The sequence below is a fragment of the Mycobacterium sp. NGS48 genome (assembly GCF_059812585.1).
Genome location: NZ_JCALCY010000003.1, coordinates 296,044 through 308,866 on the forward strand (window position 1 = coordinate 296,044; position 12,823 = coordinate 308,866).

Sequence of the window (12,823 nt, forward strand, 5' to 3'; positions counted from 1 at the left end):
ATGGCCCGCCTGGACTACGACACCCTCAACTCGACCTTGCGCTACCTGATGTTTTCGGTGTTCTCGGTACGGCCCGGCGTACTCGGGGACGAGCGAGACACCATCGTCGACGAGACCGCTACCTTCCTCAAGCAGCAGGAAGAACGCGGCGTGGTGGTGCGCGGACTCTACGACGTCTCGGGCCTGCGGGCCGACGCCGATTTCATGATCTGGACGCACGCCGACCGCGTCGAAGCGCTGCAGGCGACCTACGCCGACTTCCGGCGCACCACCACGCTGGGCCGGGCCTGCACGCCGGTGTGGAGCAGTGTGGCGCTGCATCGGCCCGCGGAGTTCAACAAGAGCCACGTCCCGGCGTTTATCGCCGGCGAAGAACCGGGCGCCTACATCTGCGTCTACCCCTTCGTGCGGTCCTACGAGTGGTACCTGCTGCCCGACGAAGAGCGCCGGCGCATGTTGTCCGAGCACGGGATGGCCGCGCGCGGGTACAAGGACGTCCGAGCCAACACGGTCCCGGCCTTCGCGCTGGGCGACTACGAGTGGATCCTTGCGTTCGAGGCGCCCGAACTGGACCGGATCGTCGACCTGATGCGCGATCTGCGGGCCACCGACGCACGCCGGCACACCCGCGCCGAGACCCCCTTCTTCACGGGGCCGCGGGTGCCGGTCGAGCAGTTGATGGCTTCGCTGCCATGACTTCTCCGGTCGATCCCAGCCGTTTCGAAGAGATGTACCGCGATCAGCAGATTTCGCATGGATTACCGACGGCCACGCCCTGGGACATCGGCGGCCCGCAGCCGGTAGTTCAGCAACTGGTAGCGCTGGGCGCGATCAAGGGCGAGGTGCTCGATCCGGGCACCGGCCCGGGCCACCACGCGATCTACTACGCGTCGAAGGGCTACTCGGCCACCGGAATCGACGCGTCACCGAGCGGTCTGGAGCGCGCCCGGGAGAACGCCCGCAAAGCCGGAGTGTCGGTGAACTTCGAACTGGCCGATGCAACCAGACTCGACGGGCTGGACAACCGCTTCGACACCGTCGTCGACTGCGCCTTCTATCACACCTTCAGCACCGACCCCGAGCTGCAGCAGTCCTATGCCAAGGCGTTGCACCGTGCCACCAAACCCGGTGCGCGGCTGTACATGTTCGAGTTCGGTCCGCACAGCGTCAACGGCTTTCGCATGCCGCGGTCACTGTCCGAGGACGACTTTCGGCAGGTGCTTCCGGCTGGTGGCTGGGACATCACGTACCTGGGTCCGACCACCTACCAGGTCAATCTCAGCGCGCAATCCTTCGAGATGATGCTGGCGCGCAATCCCGATATGGCTGACCAGATCAAGCCGGTAGCCGAGCGGTTCCAGGTCATCGAACCGTGGCTGGAGGGCGGCCGGGCACACGCCCCGTTCTGGGAAGTGCACGCCACCCGGGTGGATTGACTGCCGCGAGAGTGCAACTAGCGACGTCGTCTCTCGCGAAACACGTCGGTAGTTGCACTTTCGCGAGAGATCAGGCAGGCACCAGCTTCAGGCAGATCGAATTGATGCAATAGCGCTGATCGGTCGGCGTCTGATAGCCCTCGCCTTCGAAGACGTGGCCCAAGTGGCTGTGGCAGTTGGCGCACAGCACTTCGATGCGACGCATGCCCAACGAGTCGTCGGACCGCAAGATCACCGCGTCCGAGGCCGACGGGTCGAAGAACGACGGCCAGCCGCAATGGGATTCGAACTTCTCGCTGCTGCGGAACAATTCGGCCCCACAGGCCCGGCACTGGTAGACGCCCTCGGTTTTGGTGTCGGTGTATTCACCGCTGAAGGGCCGCTCGGTGCCGGCGCGTCGCAGCACCGCGAACTCCTGCGGCGTGAGCTTCTGCCGCCATTCATCGTCGCTCAACTGCAGTTTCGGCTCAGAGGTCATGCTTCCACGCTAGCGCTAATGGCGGTGACCCGCTGCGCCCGGCTCCGCCGCGCTTGCGATCACCGCGCTGCGCGACGGCTCGCCCGTCAGCCACGCCGGATCGATCCCGTCGTCCAGCCGGTTTTCCGCCTTGGCGTCCAGATAACGGAAGTACAGCACCGTGAACACCACAATCATCAGCAGCGACCAGCCATAGGTGATCTTCAGGTACTCCATCGGACGCCCGATATCCATCCAGTTGAACAACAGCCAGCGGTCCATCGTCAAGAAGCCGTAGATACCCAGCCATGCCGGCCAGTTGCGGATCACCGAGTTGGGCAGCACCACCGTCATCAAGAACGGGAACAGCATCATCGAGTAGTAGCCCTGCGCCAGCGACAGCACCAGCCAGGACCACAGCAACACCACACCAGAGGAAGTCAGCAGCCAAAACCGCGGGTCGCGGGTCCGGTAATAGCGGTACAGCAGCCACAAACTGCCAATCGCGATGAGCGTGAACAGGATTCGCAGAAACAGGATCAGCCAGGTGGGCAGACCGAAGTACACGCCGTTGCCCAGGATTGAGCTGTTGAAGTAGTCGCGGGTGCCCATGATGTAGGGCAGCGTGCGGGTGAAGAAGTCCATCGGGTCGCTGAGTAGTGGCAGCGCGGCCAGGTTGAACACCGCCGGCACCACGATGGCGACAATCACCGCGCGCCACTGGCGGTTGAGCAACGGCAGCAACAACAGCGGTCCCAGGACCGGTTTGACCACCAGCGCCAGGCCGATCGCCACACCGGCCAACCACTGACGGCCGTCGAGCAGCCACCGGAAGAACAGCACCTCCAGCAGCAGGATGCAGCCGTTGATGTTGGTGAAAACCAGCGTGTTGGTCACCGATTCGGTGCAGAACATCGCCAGCAGCAGCGCCGGGGCGGCTACCGAGGTGACGGCGAAGTTGAACATGCGCAGCAGCAGGTAGGCCGCGATCACGATCGCAATGGTGTTGCACGCAATGAACAGGTAGCGCGACTCGGTGAACGACAGATAGCCGAACGGCGCCATGAGCAGCGTGCCGCCGGGCGGGTAGAGGTAGTGCGGGTCGACGTAGTCGAAATGCTCGTTGTAGATGTTTAATCCGTGCCGGAAGTTAGACACCGCCCGGTAGACCGGTTTGAAGTCGTCGGTGATGTTGCCGTTGGTCGTCACCACCACGCTGCGGTGGATGATGGCCAGAATGGCCGCCGGCCACAGCACCGACCGCAGCACCGTCGCGATGCCGGGGGCGCTGGTGCGGGGACGAAACAAGGAGTCAACCGTCGTCACCAGCGCACCGTACACCGGTGCCTCGCCGGTCCAAGGATCAGGCGGGACAGTAGGTGTCGGTGTCGGGCAGGTGGCCGCTGTCCAGGTAACCGATCAGCGGCGGTACCGCACACGGGGAGTAGATGGCCGCGCCGTGGCCGATTCCTTGCCACATCACCCGCTTGCTGGCCGCGGTGGCGTTGATGATGGTGGCGGCCGTTGCGGCGACGCCCTCGGAGCCGACGATCGGGTCGTTCTGCACGCCCAGCAACAGGACGTTGATCTTGATGTTCTTCGGCGCTTGCGGCGGGGAGCCGCTTGGCCAGTGCACGCATTTGACGAGATCCAGCGCGCCGACGGTGCCGAACTGCGGGTAGAGCTTGCCCCAGGAAACCACCAGTTGACGCACCCGGTCGGGAGTCGGGCGGTTGAGCGCGTCGCTGCAGGTGTTGATGAACTGGCCGTCGGTGCCGCGGGTGGATTCAGCGCGGTTGATCAGCGATGTCAACAGGTTGGTGTCGCCGGAGCGCGCGTTGGCCAGCGCGGTGGCCAGGTCGGTGGTGGTCCCGATGCGGTCGCCGGTGGGGAAACCCAGCGCGGTGGAGATGGCGTTGGCTACCGACGCCACCGACGCGCCGGCGGGCCCGTGGCCGGCGCGGGCGTCCGCCAGCAGCGAGTCGACGGCGCCCTTGGGATCGGGTCCCAGCGCGCAGTTCACCGCCGCGCACTGGGCGGTGAACGCGTCCAGCGCCGCCTGTTCGCCCTTGACCCGCTGCTCGGCGGCGGCTTCGGCGCCCACGCCCAAGGCGATCGGCGAGTCCAGGATCAACCTGGAAACCTTGTCGGGACGAGACCCGGCGTAGCTCAGCGCCACCTGGGCGCCGTTGCCGATCCCGACCAGCGCCAGCGCGGGCACGTCCCAGATGCTGCGCAGCCGTTCGAGGTCGCCGGCCGAGTGCGTGTTGTCGTAGGCGGAGTCGCCGGGGGCGATGGTGTCGGTGCAGCTGGTGGTGGCGTTTTGGGTGATGTCGGCGAGGTTGGCCACCGGATCGTCGCCCGTCTCGAACTGCGATTGGTTGCGCATTTCCTGCCGGTCGAACTGGTCGCGGCAGTCGACGGGACTCGACAGGCCCATGCCACGGCGGTCGACGGCGACGACGGGGTGGGTGCGCAACACGTCGGCGCCCGCGCGGGACAGCCACACCGGCAATTGCAGCGACGACGGCAGATCCGAACCCGTGGTGAACACCAGCGGGCCGGCATCGGCCGGGGTCTGCACGGAGCGGGCGCGGACCACGCCGATGCTCAGCGTCCCCGAGGAGCCGTTAACCGGGTCGAGGTCGGCGTCGTAGTTGGCGCAATCCAGTTTGACTCCGGGAGCGGCGGGGACGGCGGCGTCGCCGAACACCCGCGACGTGCAATCCCGCCACGACAAGTCGTTCTTGGGAGCCGCGATCGGCGGCGGACCACCGGGCGATTGCGTCTTTGCGGCCTTCCCTTGCGGGTGGGCGCCGGAGTTGGTGGCAAAGCGCGGGTTAGCGGCCAGCCCCGGCGCACAGCCGGCCACCACCGCGGTCACCGCGACCAGGGCTGCGGCGTAGATGGCGTGCCGGTTCATGCGACCACAGTAACTAGACGCCGCGGACATAGCGGGTGTAGAGGTAGCCGTCCTCGTCGGACAGGATGTGGGCGCAGCGCATCGGGCTTTGCACCTGGCTCGGCCCGGTCGCGATGCGGCGGGCCTGGCCGCCGACCACACACGGTGCGATCGTCAAGCACAGCTCATCGAGCATGCCGCGTTCAACGAGCGAGCCGAACAGCATCGGGCCGCCCTCGGTCAGCACCCGGTTGAGGCCGCGGCTGGTCAGGGCTTTCAGTAGGGCGGCCTCGTCGACCAGTGCCGGATCACGGCCCGAACAGTCGACGACCTCGGCCAGGCCACCCAAACGACGACGGGTCGCCTCGGCGGCCGCAGCGCAAGTGAGCACCAGCGGCGGCACCTCGGTGCGGGTGAACACCGGCATATCGCGCTCCAGCCGGCCGGACTTGGTCACGATTGCCAGCGGCGGGACTTCGCTTTGGCCGCGGGCCTGTCGCCGCTGCCGCGCCGACACGCCTGGGCGCGCCCCGGAATAGCTTTCGATGCGCACGGTGCCCGCACCGACCAGGATGACGTCGGCGAGTTCGCGCAGCAGGCTGAACAACGCCCGGTCGACGGGCCCGCCCAATTGCCCGGTGGTGCCGCCGACGGTGGCACCGCCGTCGATGCTGGCGATGAAGTTGGCCCGCACCCACAGCCCGTCCGATGGATACGCGTACAGGTTGGGCAGGTCGCCGTCGTCGAGCCGGCGGGTGGAGCCCAACAGGGTGAGCCCCGCGGTGAGGTCGGGTCCATGCTCGGCCATGAGCTTGATTGCAGCACGTCGTTACAGTGCCTGCATGCACGGCCCCACCTCTGCGGACGCCACCGGCCCAATCGGGCATCTGGTGGACCGGCATCCGACTGTCTCCCCGGAGCGGTTAATCGGCCAGCTGACGCCCCCGCCGATGTTCGCCGGGGTCAGCTTCGCGACCTACCGTCCCGACCCTGCCCAACCAAACCAAACCGCTGCCGTCGAGGCGTGCCAACACTTCTGCCGACAGGCTGTCGAACGCCGGGCCGGTCGCCGCAAGCTGTTCGGCAAGCGGGCGGTAGCACCCGGTGTCGGCCTCTACCTCGACGGCGGTTTCGGCGTCGGTAAAACCCACCTGCTGGCGTCGGCGTACCGCCAGATACCGGACGGCGTGCACCGCAAGGCGTTTGCGACGTTCATGGAGTTGACGCAGCTGGCCGGGGTATTCGGCTTCGCCGAATGCATCGACATGCTTGCCGATTACACGCTCGTCTGCATCGACGAATTCGAACTGGACGATCCGGGAAACACCACGCTGATCGCCCGGATGCTCGAGCAGCTCGTCGAGCGGGGCGTGTCGCTGGCCGCCACCTCGAATACGCTGCCCGAACAACTCGGCGAAGGCCGCTTCGCCGCACAGGATTTCCTGCGTGAAATCAACACGCTGGCAAGCATTTTCACCGTGGTGCGGATTGACGGGCCCGATTACCGGCATCGCGACCTGCCGGCGGCACCCGAGCCGCCGTCTGATGAACAGGTCGCCGTGCGTGCCGCGCAAGTCGACGGAGCCACTCTCGACGACTTCGACGAGCTGTGCGCGCATCTGGCCACGATGCACCCGTCGCGCTATCTAGCGTTGATCGAACGGGTGACAGCGGTGTATCTGACCGGCGTACACGGCATCGACGACCAAAACGTCGCACTGCGGTTGGTGGCGCTGACCGACCGGCTCTATGACGCCGGAATACCCGTGGCGGCCTCGGGTGAGAAGCTGGACCGCATCTTCAGTGACGAGATGCTCGCCGGCGGTTTTCGGAAGAAGTACCTACGTGCCACGTCGCGCCTGCTGGCGCTGACGGCATCGAGCTAGAGCCGCCGGACCATCACGTAGTCGTCCTCGCGACCCTCGCCCACCTGAAACGTTCTGGTGCCGCCGACGATAAAGCCGTGTTTGGTGTAAAAGTGTTGAGCGCGTTGGTTTTGCCGGTTGACGCCAAGCCACGCGCAGGTGGCGCCCAGCTCCTCGGCGGCGGCCAACGCGGCGGCCATCAACGCCGTTGACACGTCCGTACCGTGATGGTGCTCCAGCACGTAGATTTTCGAAAGCTCTACGGCGGGACGGACGGTGACTGCCCGCCCTACGTCGGGGTCGTCGGTGACGCCGCGGACCAGCATCGCGTAGCCGGCAATCCGGCCGGCTTGCTCGGCGACCAGCAACACGCGTTCGGGATCGGCGAGATACTCGGCGAAGCGTGTCGCGGACAAATTGGCCTCGACGAACGCCGCGATGTTCGCCGGTGTCACCGACGCGGGGCAGGCCAGCGGAAAAGTGTCAGCGGCGACGGCGGCCAGTTCGTCGAGATCGACGGAATCGGCGCCGGGAATGCGAACTGGGAGAGCGTCTGTCGTCAAAGGTTCCACTGCGCCAGGTGGGTGCCGGTCTTCTTGTCCAGCAGCACCACATTGGAGACCGGATCACGCTGGACGTCCCAGTACACGCCGCCGCGGACCACTGACCCGGCCGGCGCATTCCCTAACGCGACCTCCAGGGCGTCGGGCGCATCGGATGGCCGAGGCCGGTACCCGTCGGCGAACGGCGTGACGCCGATGAAACTGAAATCAGTCCCCATCTGGAACGGATTAGGCACCCTGATCGCGTGGATCGCCACGTCGGCACGGTCCACCCCGCTGCCGGGAAAACCTTTCACGTAGTTACCGCCGCGCTGGTAGCCGAATCCAGGAGGCGCATCGACGCGCTGGACGCTGCTGACGGTGACGTCGGCGATCATCTTGCCGGTGTCCACCCGCAACGTGTCACCGAGTCGTCCGATCGGTGCCTCGCCGGCCGCGGCAGGTGGAGCGGCGACGAACCCCGCGACCATGACGGTGATCACGACAATCAACCAGCGGTGCATTGTTTCCTCCTCGGCGACCTTCGCATGATGGCACATCGCGGCGTCCGCGTCGCCGAGTTGGTCGGCAATCAAGCTCAGTCACTTTGTCGCGCTACCAGCGATTCCAGCACTATGTGTTCGGCGCCAACTCTGAGTTGAGTACGGTGATTAAGCCATTCTTTGGGCTTGTGTTGAATTAGACTGCCGAACCATGCGTCCAACGGTGACTATCGATTGGCGGCTTATGGTTCGGCCGATTCGCCGATTGGCGGCGGCTGTCGCCTGTGTGTTCGCGTTTGCCGGGGTGCCGTTCTCCGTTGTCACGCTCAGCGTTCCGGCACCGAGCCGCGCCGATGTGTGCGAAGACGGTCAGCCGGACTGCTCGGACAGCTCATGCGACGGCTCAGACGGTTGCCAGGCGCCACCGCCGGCCTTCGTCCCGGTGCCGGTACCGCGCCCCAATGTCAATGCGTGTGTCAACCTCGGCGGGCGGCGTCGGGTCAGCGTGAGCGGATGCATCTGAGTCGTCGGCGCTGACCGCCGCGCCTCAGCCCTTCGGGTAACCGCGTCGAACGGTGCGATCCAAGATGCCCAGCGTGGCGCGCAATGCGAGTTCGGAGATGACCGGGAAGATTCCGGCCGCACGCCACTTCTCGTCAATTTTCGACCAGTCGTAAAACGATGTGACGACGGTACTTTCACCGTCCTCATCAGGCTCGAGACGGTAGCCGTAGACATGGCCGATCTGCGGCCGGATCTGACCCAGAATCGTCCAGGAGACCAGCCGGTCGGGCTCGAATTCGCGGATGCTGACGGTGACGTCGTAGCGGCCCATCTGCGGGAAGTCGTTGAGCGCCTCGCGGTCCATATGCACGACGAAGCTGTCACCGACTGCACCCACGGGTCCGCCGTCCGCGTCCTGCAACATCCCCGATGAGTCGATCGCGACGTGGCCATGCGGGTCGCACAGCACCGCAAAGATGTCGGCCGCCGGGGCCGCGATGCGGCGCTGCACCTCGATTCGTTCGCTCATGAGCCGCTGCCGGGACTCCCGCCACCACCGGCCGTGTAGGAGGCGGCACCGGTGCCGGCAAGCTGTCCGCCGTCGACGATGAGGTACTCCTCGCGGATGGGGCGCCCGGCGAACCAGTCTTCGAGGATCTCGCGGGTGCCCGCGGCGTAGCGCGCCTGGGCCGAAAGGGTGCTCCCGGAGATGTGCGGGGTCATCGCGTTGTGCGGCATGGTGCGCCAGGGGTGGTCGGCCGGCGGCGGTTGGGGGTACCACACGTCGCCGGCATAACCGGCGAGTTGGCCGCTTTGCAGTGCTGCCACGATCGCGTCGCGCACGCAGATTTCGGCGCGGGCGGTGTTGACGATGTAGGAGCCGCGCCGCATCGACCCCAGCAGCTTTTCGTCGAACAGGTGGTAGGTCTGCGGATGCAGCGGTGCGTGGATGGACACCACGTCGACCGCGGCCACCAGCGAGGTCACGTCGGGATGAAACGTCACGTTCAATTCCTGCTCGAGCTCAGCGGGCAGCCGACGGGTGTCGGTGTAATGCAGGTTGACGTCGAAGGGCGCCATGCGGCGCAGCACGGCCTGTCCGATGCGGCCGGCGGCCATCACGCCGACGTCGAGGCCCTCCACGTCGTAGGCGTGGGCCACACAGTCGGCGATGTTCCATCCGCCCTCGGCCGCCCATCGGTGCGACGGGACGAAGTTGCGCACCAGGGCCAGGATCTGCATGACGGCGTGCTCGGCCACGCTGATGCTGTTGCTGTAGGTTTCCTCGGCCACGGTGATGCCGCGGGTGATCGCGGCGTCGAGGTCGACATGATCCGAACCGATTCCCGCCGTGATGGCCAGCTTGAGCTTCGGTGCTTTGGCGATTCGCTCTGCGGTCAAGTACGCCGGCCAAAACGGCTGGGAAATCACGATGTCGGCGTCAGGTAGCTCGCGCTCGAACTGCGAATCCGGGCCGTCTTTGTCCGAGGTGACCACCAACTGGTGCCCACCGTCTTCGAGGAATTTGCGCAACCCCAACGCGCCGGACACGCAGCCCACCAGCTCACCGGGAGTGAAGTCGATCGAGGACGGGCTGGGCAGGCTCTGGCCGCCGGGGTAGCCCTGCAGCACCGGGATGCTGTCGCGCGCATACTCCGGGGGATAACCGGTTACCGGGTCGGGATAGAGCACCAGCACGACCTTGGCCATGACGTAATTCCTCCTCAATGTCCGCGTTTTCGAGCCCGGGTCGAGACTAGCCCTTGCCGTCGACAGGACAGCACTGCCCGGCTGCGCGATGATGAAGAGGTGAAACTGCTCTCGATGCTGGCCGGCGTGGCGGCCATGGTCTGCTTGGCCGTACCGGCCAACGCCGATCCGGGCGGCGTCGATGCGGAGTTCGTGACTGCACTGAACAAGGCCGGCATCACCTACGGCAGCCCCGACCAGGCCATCGCGGCGGGCAGACAGGTGTGCACGCTGATGGACAGCGGTCAGCAGGACATCGACATCGTCAGAAAGGTGGCCGAGCAGAATCCCGGCTTCACCATCTCCGGTGCCGCCAAGTTCGCGGCGATCGCGGCGAGTGCATACTGCCCCGAATATGTCGTCGGCAGTCCCAGCCAAGACGCCAAATAATTTGCCGTAGAACAGGCTTGGGCGGTGAATGCCCGAGTCGTCGGGCCGCGCCGCCGCCGGGCTACCCGAGGCTGCCCGGTGTTCCGGCTGGGACTTGTTCGTTGCTGACCCAGTTGCAGGGCATCCACGTCCGCCACGCGATCAACGCGCAGCGTTGCTCGGGGCTCAGTGGCCCCGGGCCTGCACACGGCACGTCCGGTGTGCCGCATACCTGGCCGGGGTCGGCATGCACCGGCCCGGCACCGGCAAGCACGCCGACGGCCGCCGCTGCGGAAACCGCCGCGACAGCGAATAAACGCTTAACCGCTGTGACTGTCTTCATCTCATTTCCTTCCCGGCGGGATGCTAACTCCGGGCACCGACGACATCGCCGCGTTCGACATAAGGACGGCGCAGTGCGGGCAGCGGTACATGTCGCACCCTCTGCTTAAGGTCATTGACACGACGAAGATGCCTGCGACGGGCGCAATGTTTCGGACCCGAAAGCGCTGTGCCGTGACGACCACTCGGTGTTCGCGACACTTCGTCGTCGAGATATCGAGAGGGGACAACGGACATGACTCGAATCGCCTTGGTGATGGCGGCTGCGACGCTGGCGTTGGCCGGCGGTCTGGTGGCCGCGGCACCGGCGCACGCGCTTCCGCGATGCCTGTTCGATGGTGATTGGAACTGTCAGGGACCACCCCAGTACAACGGCCCGGGGCTGAACACCTGGGACGTCCCGGGGACCTACGGCGGCTGGACGACGCTGCCGCTGATTTGCGACCCTGGGACGGACGCCTGCCAGCAGTACGTGACGCCATGACCGGACGACACCCTGTGACCTGCCGAGACTGTGGTGCGCGGTACTGGGATTGAACCAGCGACCTCTTCCGTGTCAGGGAAGCGCTCTCCCGCTGAGCTAACCGCGCGTGGATCGAAGAAATCGAGGTGGAGACGGGAATCGAACCCGTGTGCACGGCTTTGCAGGCCGTTGCCTCACCACTCGGCCACTCCACCGCTGGGGTTGATGCCACTAGCATCTTCGAGCGGATGACGGGATTCGAACCCGCGACCCTCACCTTGGCAAGGTGATGCGCTACCAACTGCGCTACATCCGCGAGCCACGGACGAGATCGTCGCCCGTCGCGAAGCACGACGATAGTCCACCTAAGCGGGCCTGCACAAATTCCTGGGTGCGGTTCGGCGCGCCTCACCGCGGTCAGGTGCAGTGGGTTCTGCCGCGAGGCTCGCCGCGTGTTAATCTTCCTCCTCGTTCGCCTTTCGGCTCCGGTCCCGTGGCTCAGTGGGAGAGCGTCCGCTTCACACGCGGAAGGTCGCTGGTTCGATCCCAGCCGGGACCACTCACATCGGAGGCGTGTTCCAGAACGCATTGCTCGGTCACCCCGGCGTAGGCGCAGCCGTCCTGTCGCTCATCCAGCGCAAAAGGCGAAGCGGCAAAAAACTTTGCTGACAGCCTCGGACCCGGTGGTGAGTTCTATTAGGCAGCCGCCCACTTATTGCGCATCCATGTTCGAGACGATAGTGCGCCCACATATCGATTGTTCTTTGGCTGAGTGAACGCAGCAGCAGAAGCCGGAATCAGCTTGCGTGTCGTCCGTCACATAGAGCTTACCAAGCAAGCTCTCAGGTACCTCTTAGCTCGCCGAAAACCCCTTTGTTGCACCGATGTTGAATTCGACGGGCCGATGCCGGCGGGTTCGGCACACCACGGTTGCGATGAGGTTTCGACTGCGGCTCATCAGGTCTTGCGGAACCTTCTGTTCGGTGTTTAAGTGAACTTACTTAGGGTATGCACAGTCCTGATTCAAGGAGGGCAGTGGCGGCGTAGCTACCATTGTCGATGACGAGCACCAGCGGGGCCCGGACCCGGCTTTGCTGTAGTTCGGGCGCGCTGCTGGGTGGGTGCCGGTGAGGCGGCGCGTGCCGGGTGTCTCGGCCGTATCGGAACAGCCGACAAGGTATGCGTGGAGAGCCGGATCGGGACCCGGCGTTTGACGCATCGCCACATTTGCTTGGGGGGCATTTCATGGGGGTTGCGGATTCGGTCTTTCGGCCGACGCCAGTTCAAGCAGGTGCGCGGTCGTCCGTCTGCGCGGTGCGTCACCCACGCGCGAGTAGAGCGGTAAGCCAACGTGATGGCCACCCCAGGCCGTGAGGACCTGATGGCGGCACTGATCCCTATGTGGAACGGGGCTGGGGCATGGCCGTCTGCCGTGCGCATATGGCACCCGCCCGCGTGTGACGCGATCGACAAACTGCCGCTGCTACAGCGTGAGCGAAGTGGGCGAATCCGGGTATCCCCTGGACGGGCCGCGACCGGCAGCGGCCGAAGTCCAGGCGGAACGCCTCTCGCCGATGTCCGCAGGGGGGACACATCCATTGGGTGTGATCACCGTTGCGGGATAAGGCGATTCACGATGCACGCATTTCGGACGCTGGCCTGTCGGCCTGAGTAGGGGGTTCTTCGTCAGC

15 protein-coding genes and 4 tRNA genes are annotated in these 12,823 nt (G+C 65.6%); 7 read left to right on the top strand and 12 right to left on the bottom strand.

All coding sequences use genetic code 11. From position 1 onward, the window contains the following. A complete protein-coding gene (hemQ, locus tag AC5Y42_RS08370; RefSeq protein ID WP_499897245.1) occupies nt 1-696 on the top strand; it encodes a hydrogen peroxide-dependent heme synthase in 696 nt (231 codons plus the stop codon). After that, a complete protein-coding gene (locus AC5Y42_RS08375) occupies nt 693-1,436 on the top strand; it encodes a class I SAM-dependent methyltransferase (RefSeq protein ID WP_499897247.1) in 744 nt (247 codons plus the stop codon). Before hemQ ends, AC5Y42_RS08375 begins: the two co-directional genes overlap by 4 nt. A gap of 70 nt (nt 1,437-1,506) precedes the next feature. On the opposite strand, the gene msrB is transcribed toward AC5Y42_RS08375, so the two are convergent. The 4 genes from msrB to AC5Y42_RS08395 are packed head-to-tail and all read right to left on the bottom strand — an operon-like array spanning nt 1,507 to nt 5,603. Continuing rightward, complete coding sequence (msrB, locus tag AC5Y42_RS08380) at nt 1,507-1,914, bottom strand: peptide-methionine (R)-S-oxide reductase MsrB (RefSeq protein ID WP_499897248.1); 408 nt, start codon at nt 1,912-1,914, stop codon at nt 1,507-1,509. 15 nt (nt 1,915-1,929) lie between these two features. Continuing rightward, complete coding sequence (gene aftC, locus AC5Y42_RS08385) at nt 1,930-3,234, bottom strand: arabinofuranan 3-O-arabinosyltransferase (protein WP_499897251.1); 1,305 nt, start codon at nt 3,232-3,234, stop codon at nt 1,930-1,932. Between the two features lie 22 nt (nt 3,235-3,256). Beyond that, nucleotides 3,257-4,816: an alpha/beta hydrolase gene (locus AC5Y42_RS08390; protein WP_499897253.1), complete on the bottom strand. Its 1,560-nt coding sequence runs from the start codon at nt 4,814-4,816 to the stop codon at nt 3,257-3,259. Between the two features lie 13 nt (nt 4,817-4,829). Beyond that, nucleotides 4,830-5,603: a pyrimidine reductase family protein gene (locus tag AC5Y42_RS08395; protein WP_499897255.1), complete on the bottom strand. Its 774-nt coding sequence runs from the start codon at nt 5,601-5,603 to the stop codon at nt 4,830-4,832. On the opposite strand from AC5Y42_RS08395, the gene zapE reads away from it, so the two are divergent. Next, nucleotides 5,602-6,681, top strand: a complete 1,080-nt coding sequence (gene zapE, locus AC5Y42_RS08400) for a cell division protein ZapE (RefSeq protein WP_499897257.1) — start codon at nt 5,602-5,604, stop codon at nt 6,679-6,681. The two genes, AC5Y42_RS08395 and zapE, sit on opposite strands and share 2 nt — an antisense overlap. Here the strand turns inward: zapE and AC5Y42_RS08405 are convergent. Together AC5Y42_RS08405 and AC5Y42_RS08410 are read right to left on the bottom strand one after the other, a co-directional pair. After that, entirely contained in the window at nt 6,678-7,223 is a 546-nt protein-coding gene (locus tag AC5Y42_RS08405; protein WP_499897259.1) for a GNAT family N-acetyltransferase, read from the bottom strand. The genes zapE and AC5Y42_RS08405 overlap by 4 nt on opposite strands. After that, complete coding sequence (locus tag AC5Y42_RS08410) at nt 7,220-7,726, bottom strand: hypothetical protein (RefSeq protein WP_499897574.1); 507 nt, start codon at nt 7,724-7,726, stop codon at nt 7,220-7,222. The genes AC5Y42_RS08405 and AC5Y42_RS08410 overlap by 4 nt, the downstream gene beginning before the upstream one ends. A gap of 190 nt (nt 7,727-7,916) precedes the next feature. Here AC5Y42_RS08410 and AC5Y42_RS08415 point away from each other — a divergent pair, with 190 nt between their 5' ends. After that, a complete protein-coding gene (locus tag AC5Y42_RS08415; protein WP_499897260.1) occupies nt 7,917-8,228 on the top strand; it encodes a hypothetical protein in 312 nt (103 codons plus the stop codon). Nucleotides 8,229-8,252: 24 nt separating this feature from the next. On the opposite strand, the gene AC5Y42_RS08420 is transcribed toward AC5Y42_RS08415, so the two are convergent. Together AC5Y42_RS08420 and AC5Y42_RS08425 are read right to left on the bottom strand one after the other, a co-directional pair. After that, a complete protein-coding gene (locus AC5Y42_RS08420) occupies nt 8,253-8,738 on the bottom strand; it encodes an SRPBCC family protein (protein ID WP_499897262.1) in 486 nt (161 codons plus the stop codon). Then, nucleotides 8,735-9,919: an NAD-dependent formate dehydrogenase gene (locus AC5Y42_RS08425; protein WP_499897264.1), complete on the bottom strand. Its 1,185-nt coding sequence runs from the start codon at nt 9,917-9,919 to the stop codon at nt 8,735-8,737. Before AC5Y42_RS08425 ends, AC5Y42_RS08420 begins: the two co-directional genes overlap by 4 nt. A gap of 99 nt (nt 9,920-10,018) precedes the next feature. Here AC5Y42_RS08425 and AC5Y42_RS08430 point away from each other — a divergent pair, with 99 nt between their 5' ends. Beyond that, the gene (locus tag AC5Y42_RS08430; protein ID WP_499897266.1) at nt 10,019-10,348 is read left to right on the top strand and encodes a DUF732 domain-containing protein; all 330 of its coding nucleotides are present in this window, start codon (nt 10,019-10,021) and stop codon (nt 10,346-10,348) included. A gap of 61 nt (nt 10,349-10,409) precedes the next feature. On the opposite strand, the gene AC5Y42_RS08435 is transcribed toward AC5Y42_RS08430, so the two are convergent. Next, a complete protein-coding gene (locus AC5Y42_RS08435) occupies nt 10,410-10,670 on the bottom strand; it encodes a hypothetical protein (RefSeq protein WP_499897267.1) in 261 nt (86 codons plus the stop codon). 234 nt (nt 10,671-10,904) lie between these two features. Here AC5Y42_RS08435 and AC5Y42_RS08440 point away from each other — a divergent pair, with 234 nt between their 5' ends. Beyond that, on the top strand, nt 10,905-11,153 hold the full coding sequence (locus tag AC5Y42_RS08440; RefSeq protein ID WP_499897269.1) for a hypothetical protein: 249 nt from the start codon (nt 10,905-10,907) through the stop codon (nt 11,151-11,153). 31 nt (nt 11,154-11,184) lie between these two features. Here the strand turns inward: AC5Y42_RS08440 and AC5Y42_RS08445 are convergent. From AC5Y42_RS08445 to AC5Y42_RS08455, 3 genes are all read right to left on the bottom strand, one after another. Further along, nucleotides 11,185-11,259 (bottom strand) — tRNA-Val (locus AC5Y42_RS08445). Between the two features lie 17 nt (nt 11,260-11,276). Continuing rightward, nucleotides 11,277-11,347 (bottom strand) — tRNA-Cys (locus AC5Y42_RS08450). A gap of 28 nt (nt 11,348-11,375) precedes the next feature. Next, nucleotides 11,376-11,448 (bottom strand) — tRNA-Gly (locus tag AC5Y42_RS08455). 171 nt (nt 11,449-11,619) lie between these two features. On the opposite strand from AC5Y42_RS08455, the gene AC5Y42_RS08460 reads away from it, so the two are divergent. After that, nucleotides 11,620-11,691: transfer RNA gene (locus AC5Y42_RS08460), tRNA-Val, on the top strand. Nucleotides 11,692-12,823: the final 1,132 nt, after the last annotated feature.

What these genes read in the sequence shown, in the direction of transcription:
- hemQ (WP_499897245.1), top strand. Translation starts at nt 1, where the DNA reads ATGGCCCGCCTGGACTACGACACCCTCAACTCGACCTTGCGCTACCTG.
- AC5Y42_RS08375 (WP_499897247.1), top strand. Translation starts at nt 693, where the DNA reads ATGACTTCTCCGGTCGATCCCAGCCGTTTCGAAGAGATGTACCGCGAT.
- msrB (WP_499897248.1), bottom strand. Translation starts at nt 1,914, where the DNA reads ATGACCTCTGAGCCGAAACTGCAGTTGAGCGACGATGAATGGCGGCAG.
- AC5Y42_RS08390 (WP_499897253.1), bottom strand. Translation starts at nt 4,816, where the DNA reads ATGAACCGGCACGCCATCTACGCCGCAGCCCTGGTCGCGGTGACCGCG.
- zapE (WP_499897257.1), top strand. Translation starts at nt 5,602, where the DNA reads ATGAGCTTGATTGCAGCACGTCGTTACAGTGCCTGCATGCACGGCCCC.
- AC5Y42_RS08395 (WP_499897255.1), bottom strand. Translation starts at nt 5,603, where the DNA reads ATGGCCGAGCATGGACCCGACCTCACCGCGGGGCTCACCCTGTTGGGC.
- AC5Y42_RS08410 (WP_499897574.1), bottom strand. Translation starts at nt 7,726, where the DNA reads ATGCACCGCTGGTTGATTGTCGTGATCACCGTCATGGTCGCGGGGTTC.
- AC5Y42_RS08415 (WP_499897260.1), top strand. Translation starts at nt 7,917, where the DNA reads ATGCGTCCAACGGTGACTATCGATTGGCGGCTTATGGTTCGGCCGATT.
- AC5Y42_RS08420 (WP_499897262.1), bottom strand. Translation starts at nt 8,738, where the DNA reads ATGAGCGAACGAATCGAGGTGCAGCGCCGCATCGCGGCCCCGGCGGCC.
- AC5Y42_RS08425 (WP_499897264.1), bottom strand. Translation starts at nt 9,919, where the DNA reads ATGGCCAAGGTCGTGCTGGTGCTCTATCCCGACCCGGTAACCGGTTAT.
- AC5Y42_RS08435 (WP_499897267.1), bottom strand. Translation starts at nt 10,670, where the DNA reads ATGAAGACAGTCACAGCGGTTAAGCGTTTATTCGCTGTCGCGGCGGTT.
- AC5Y42_RS08440 (WP_499897269.1), top strand. Translation starts at nt 10,905, where the DNA reads ATGACTCGAATCGCCTTGGTGATGGCGGCTGCGACGCTGGCGTTGGCC.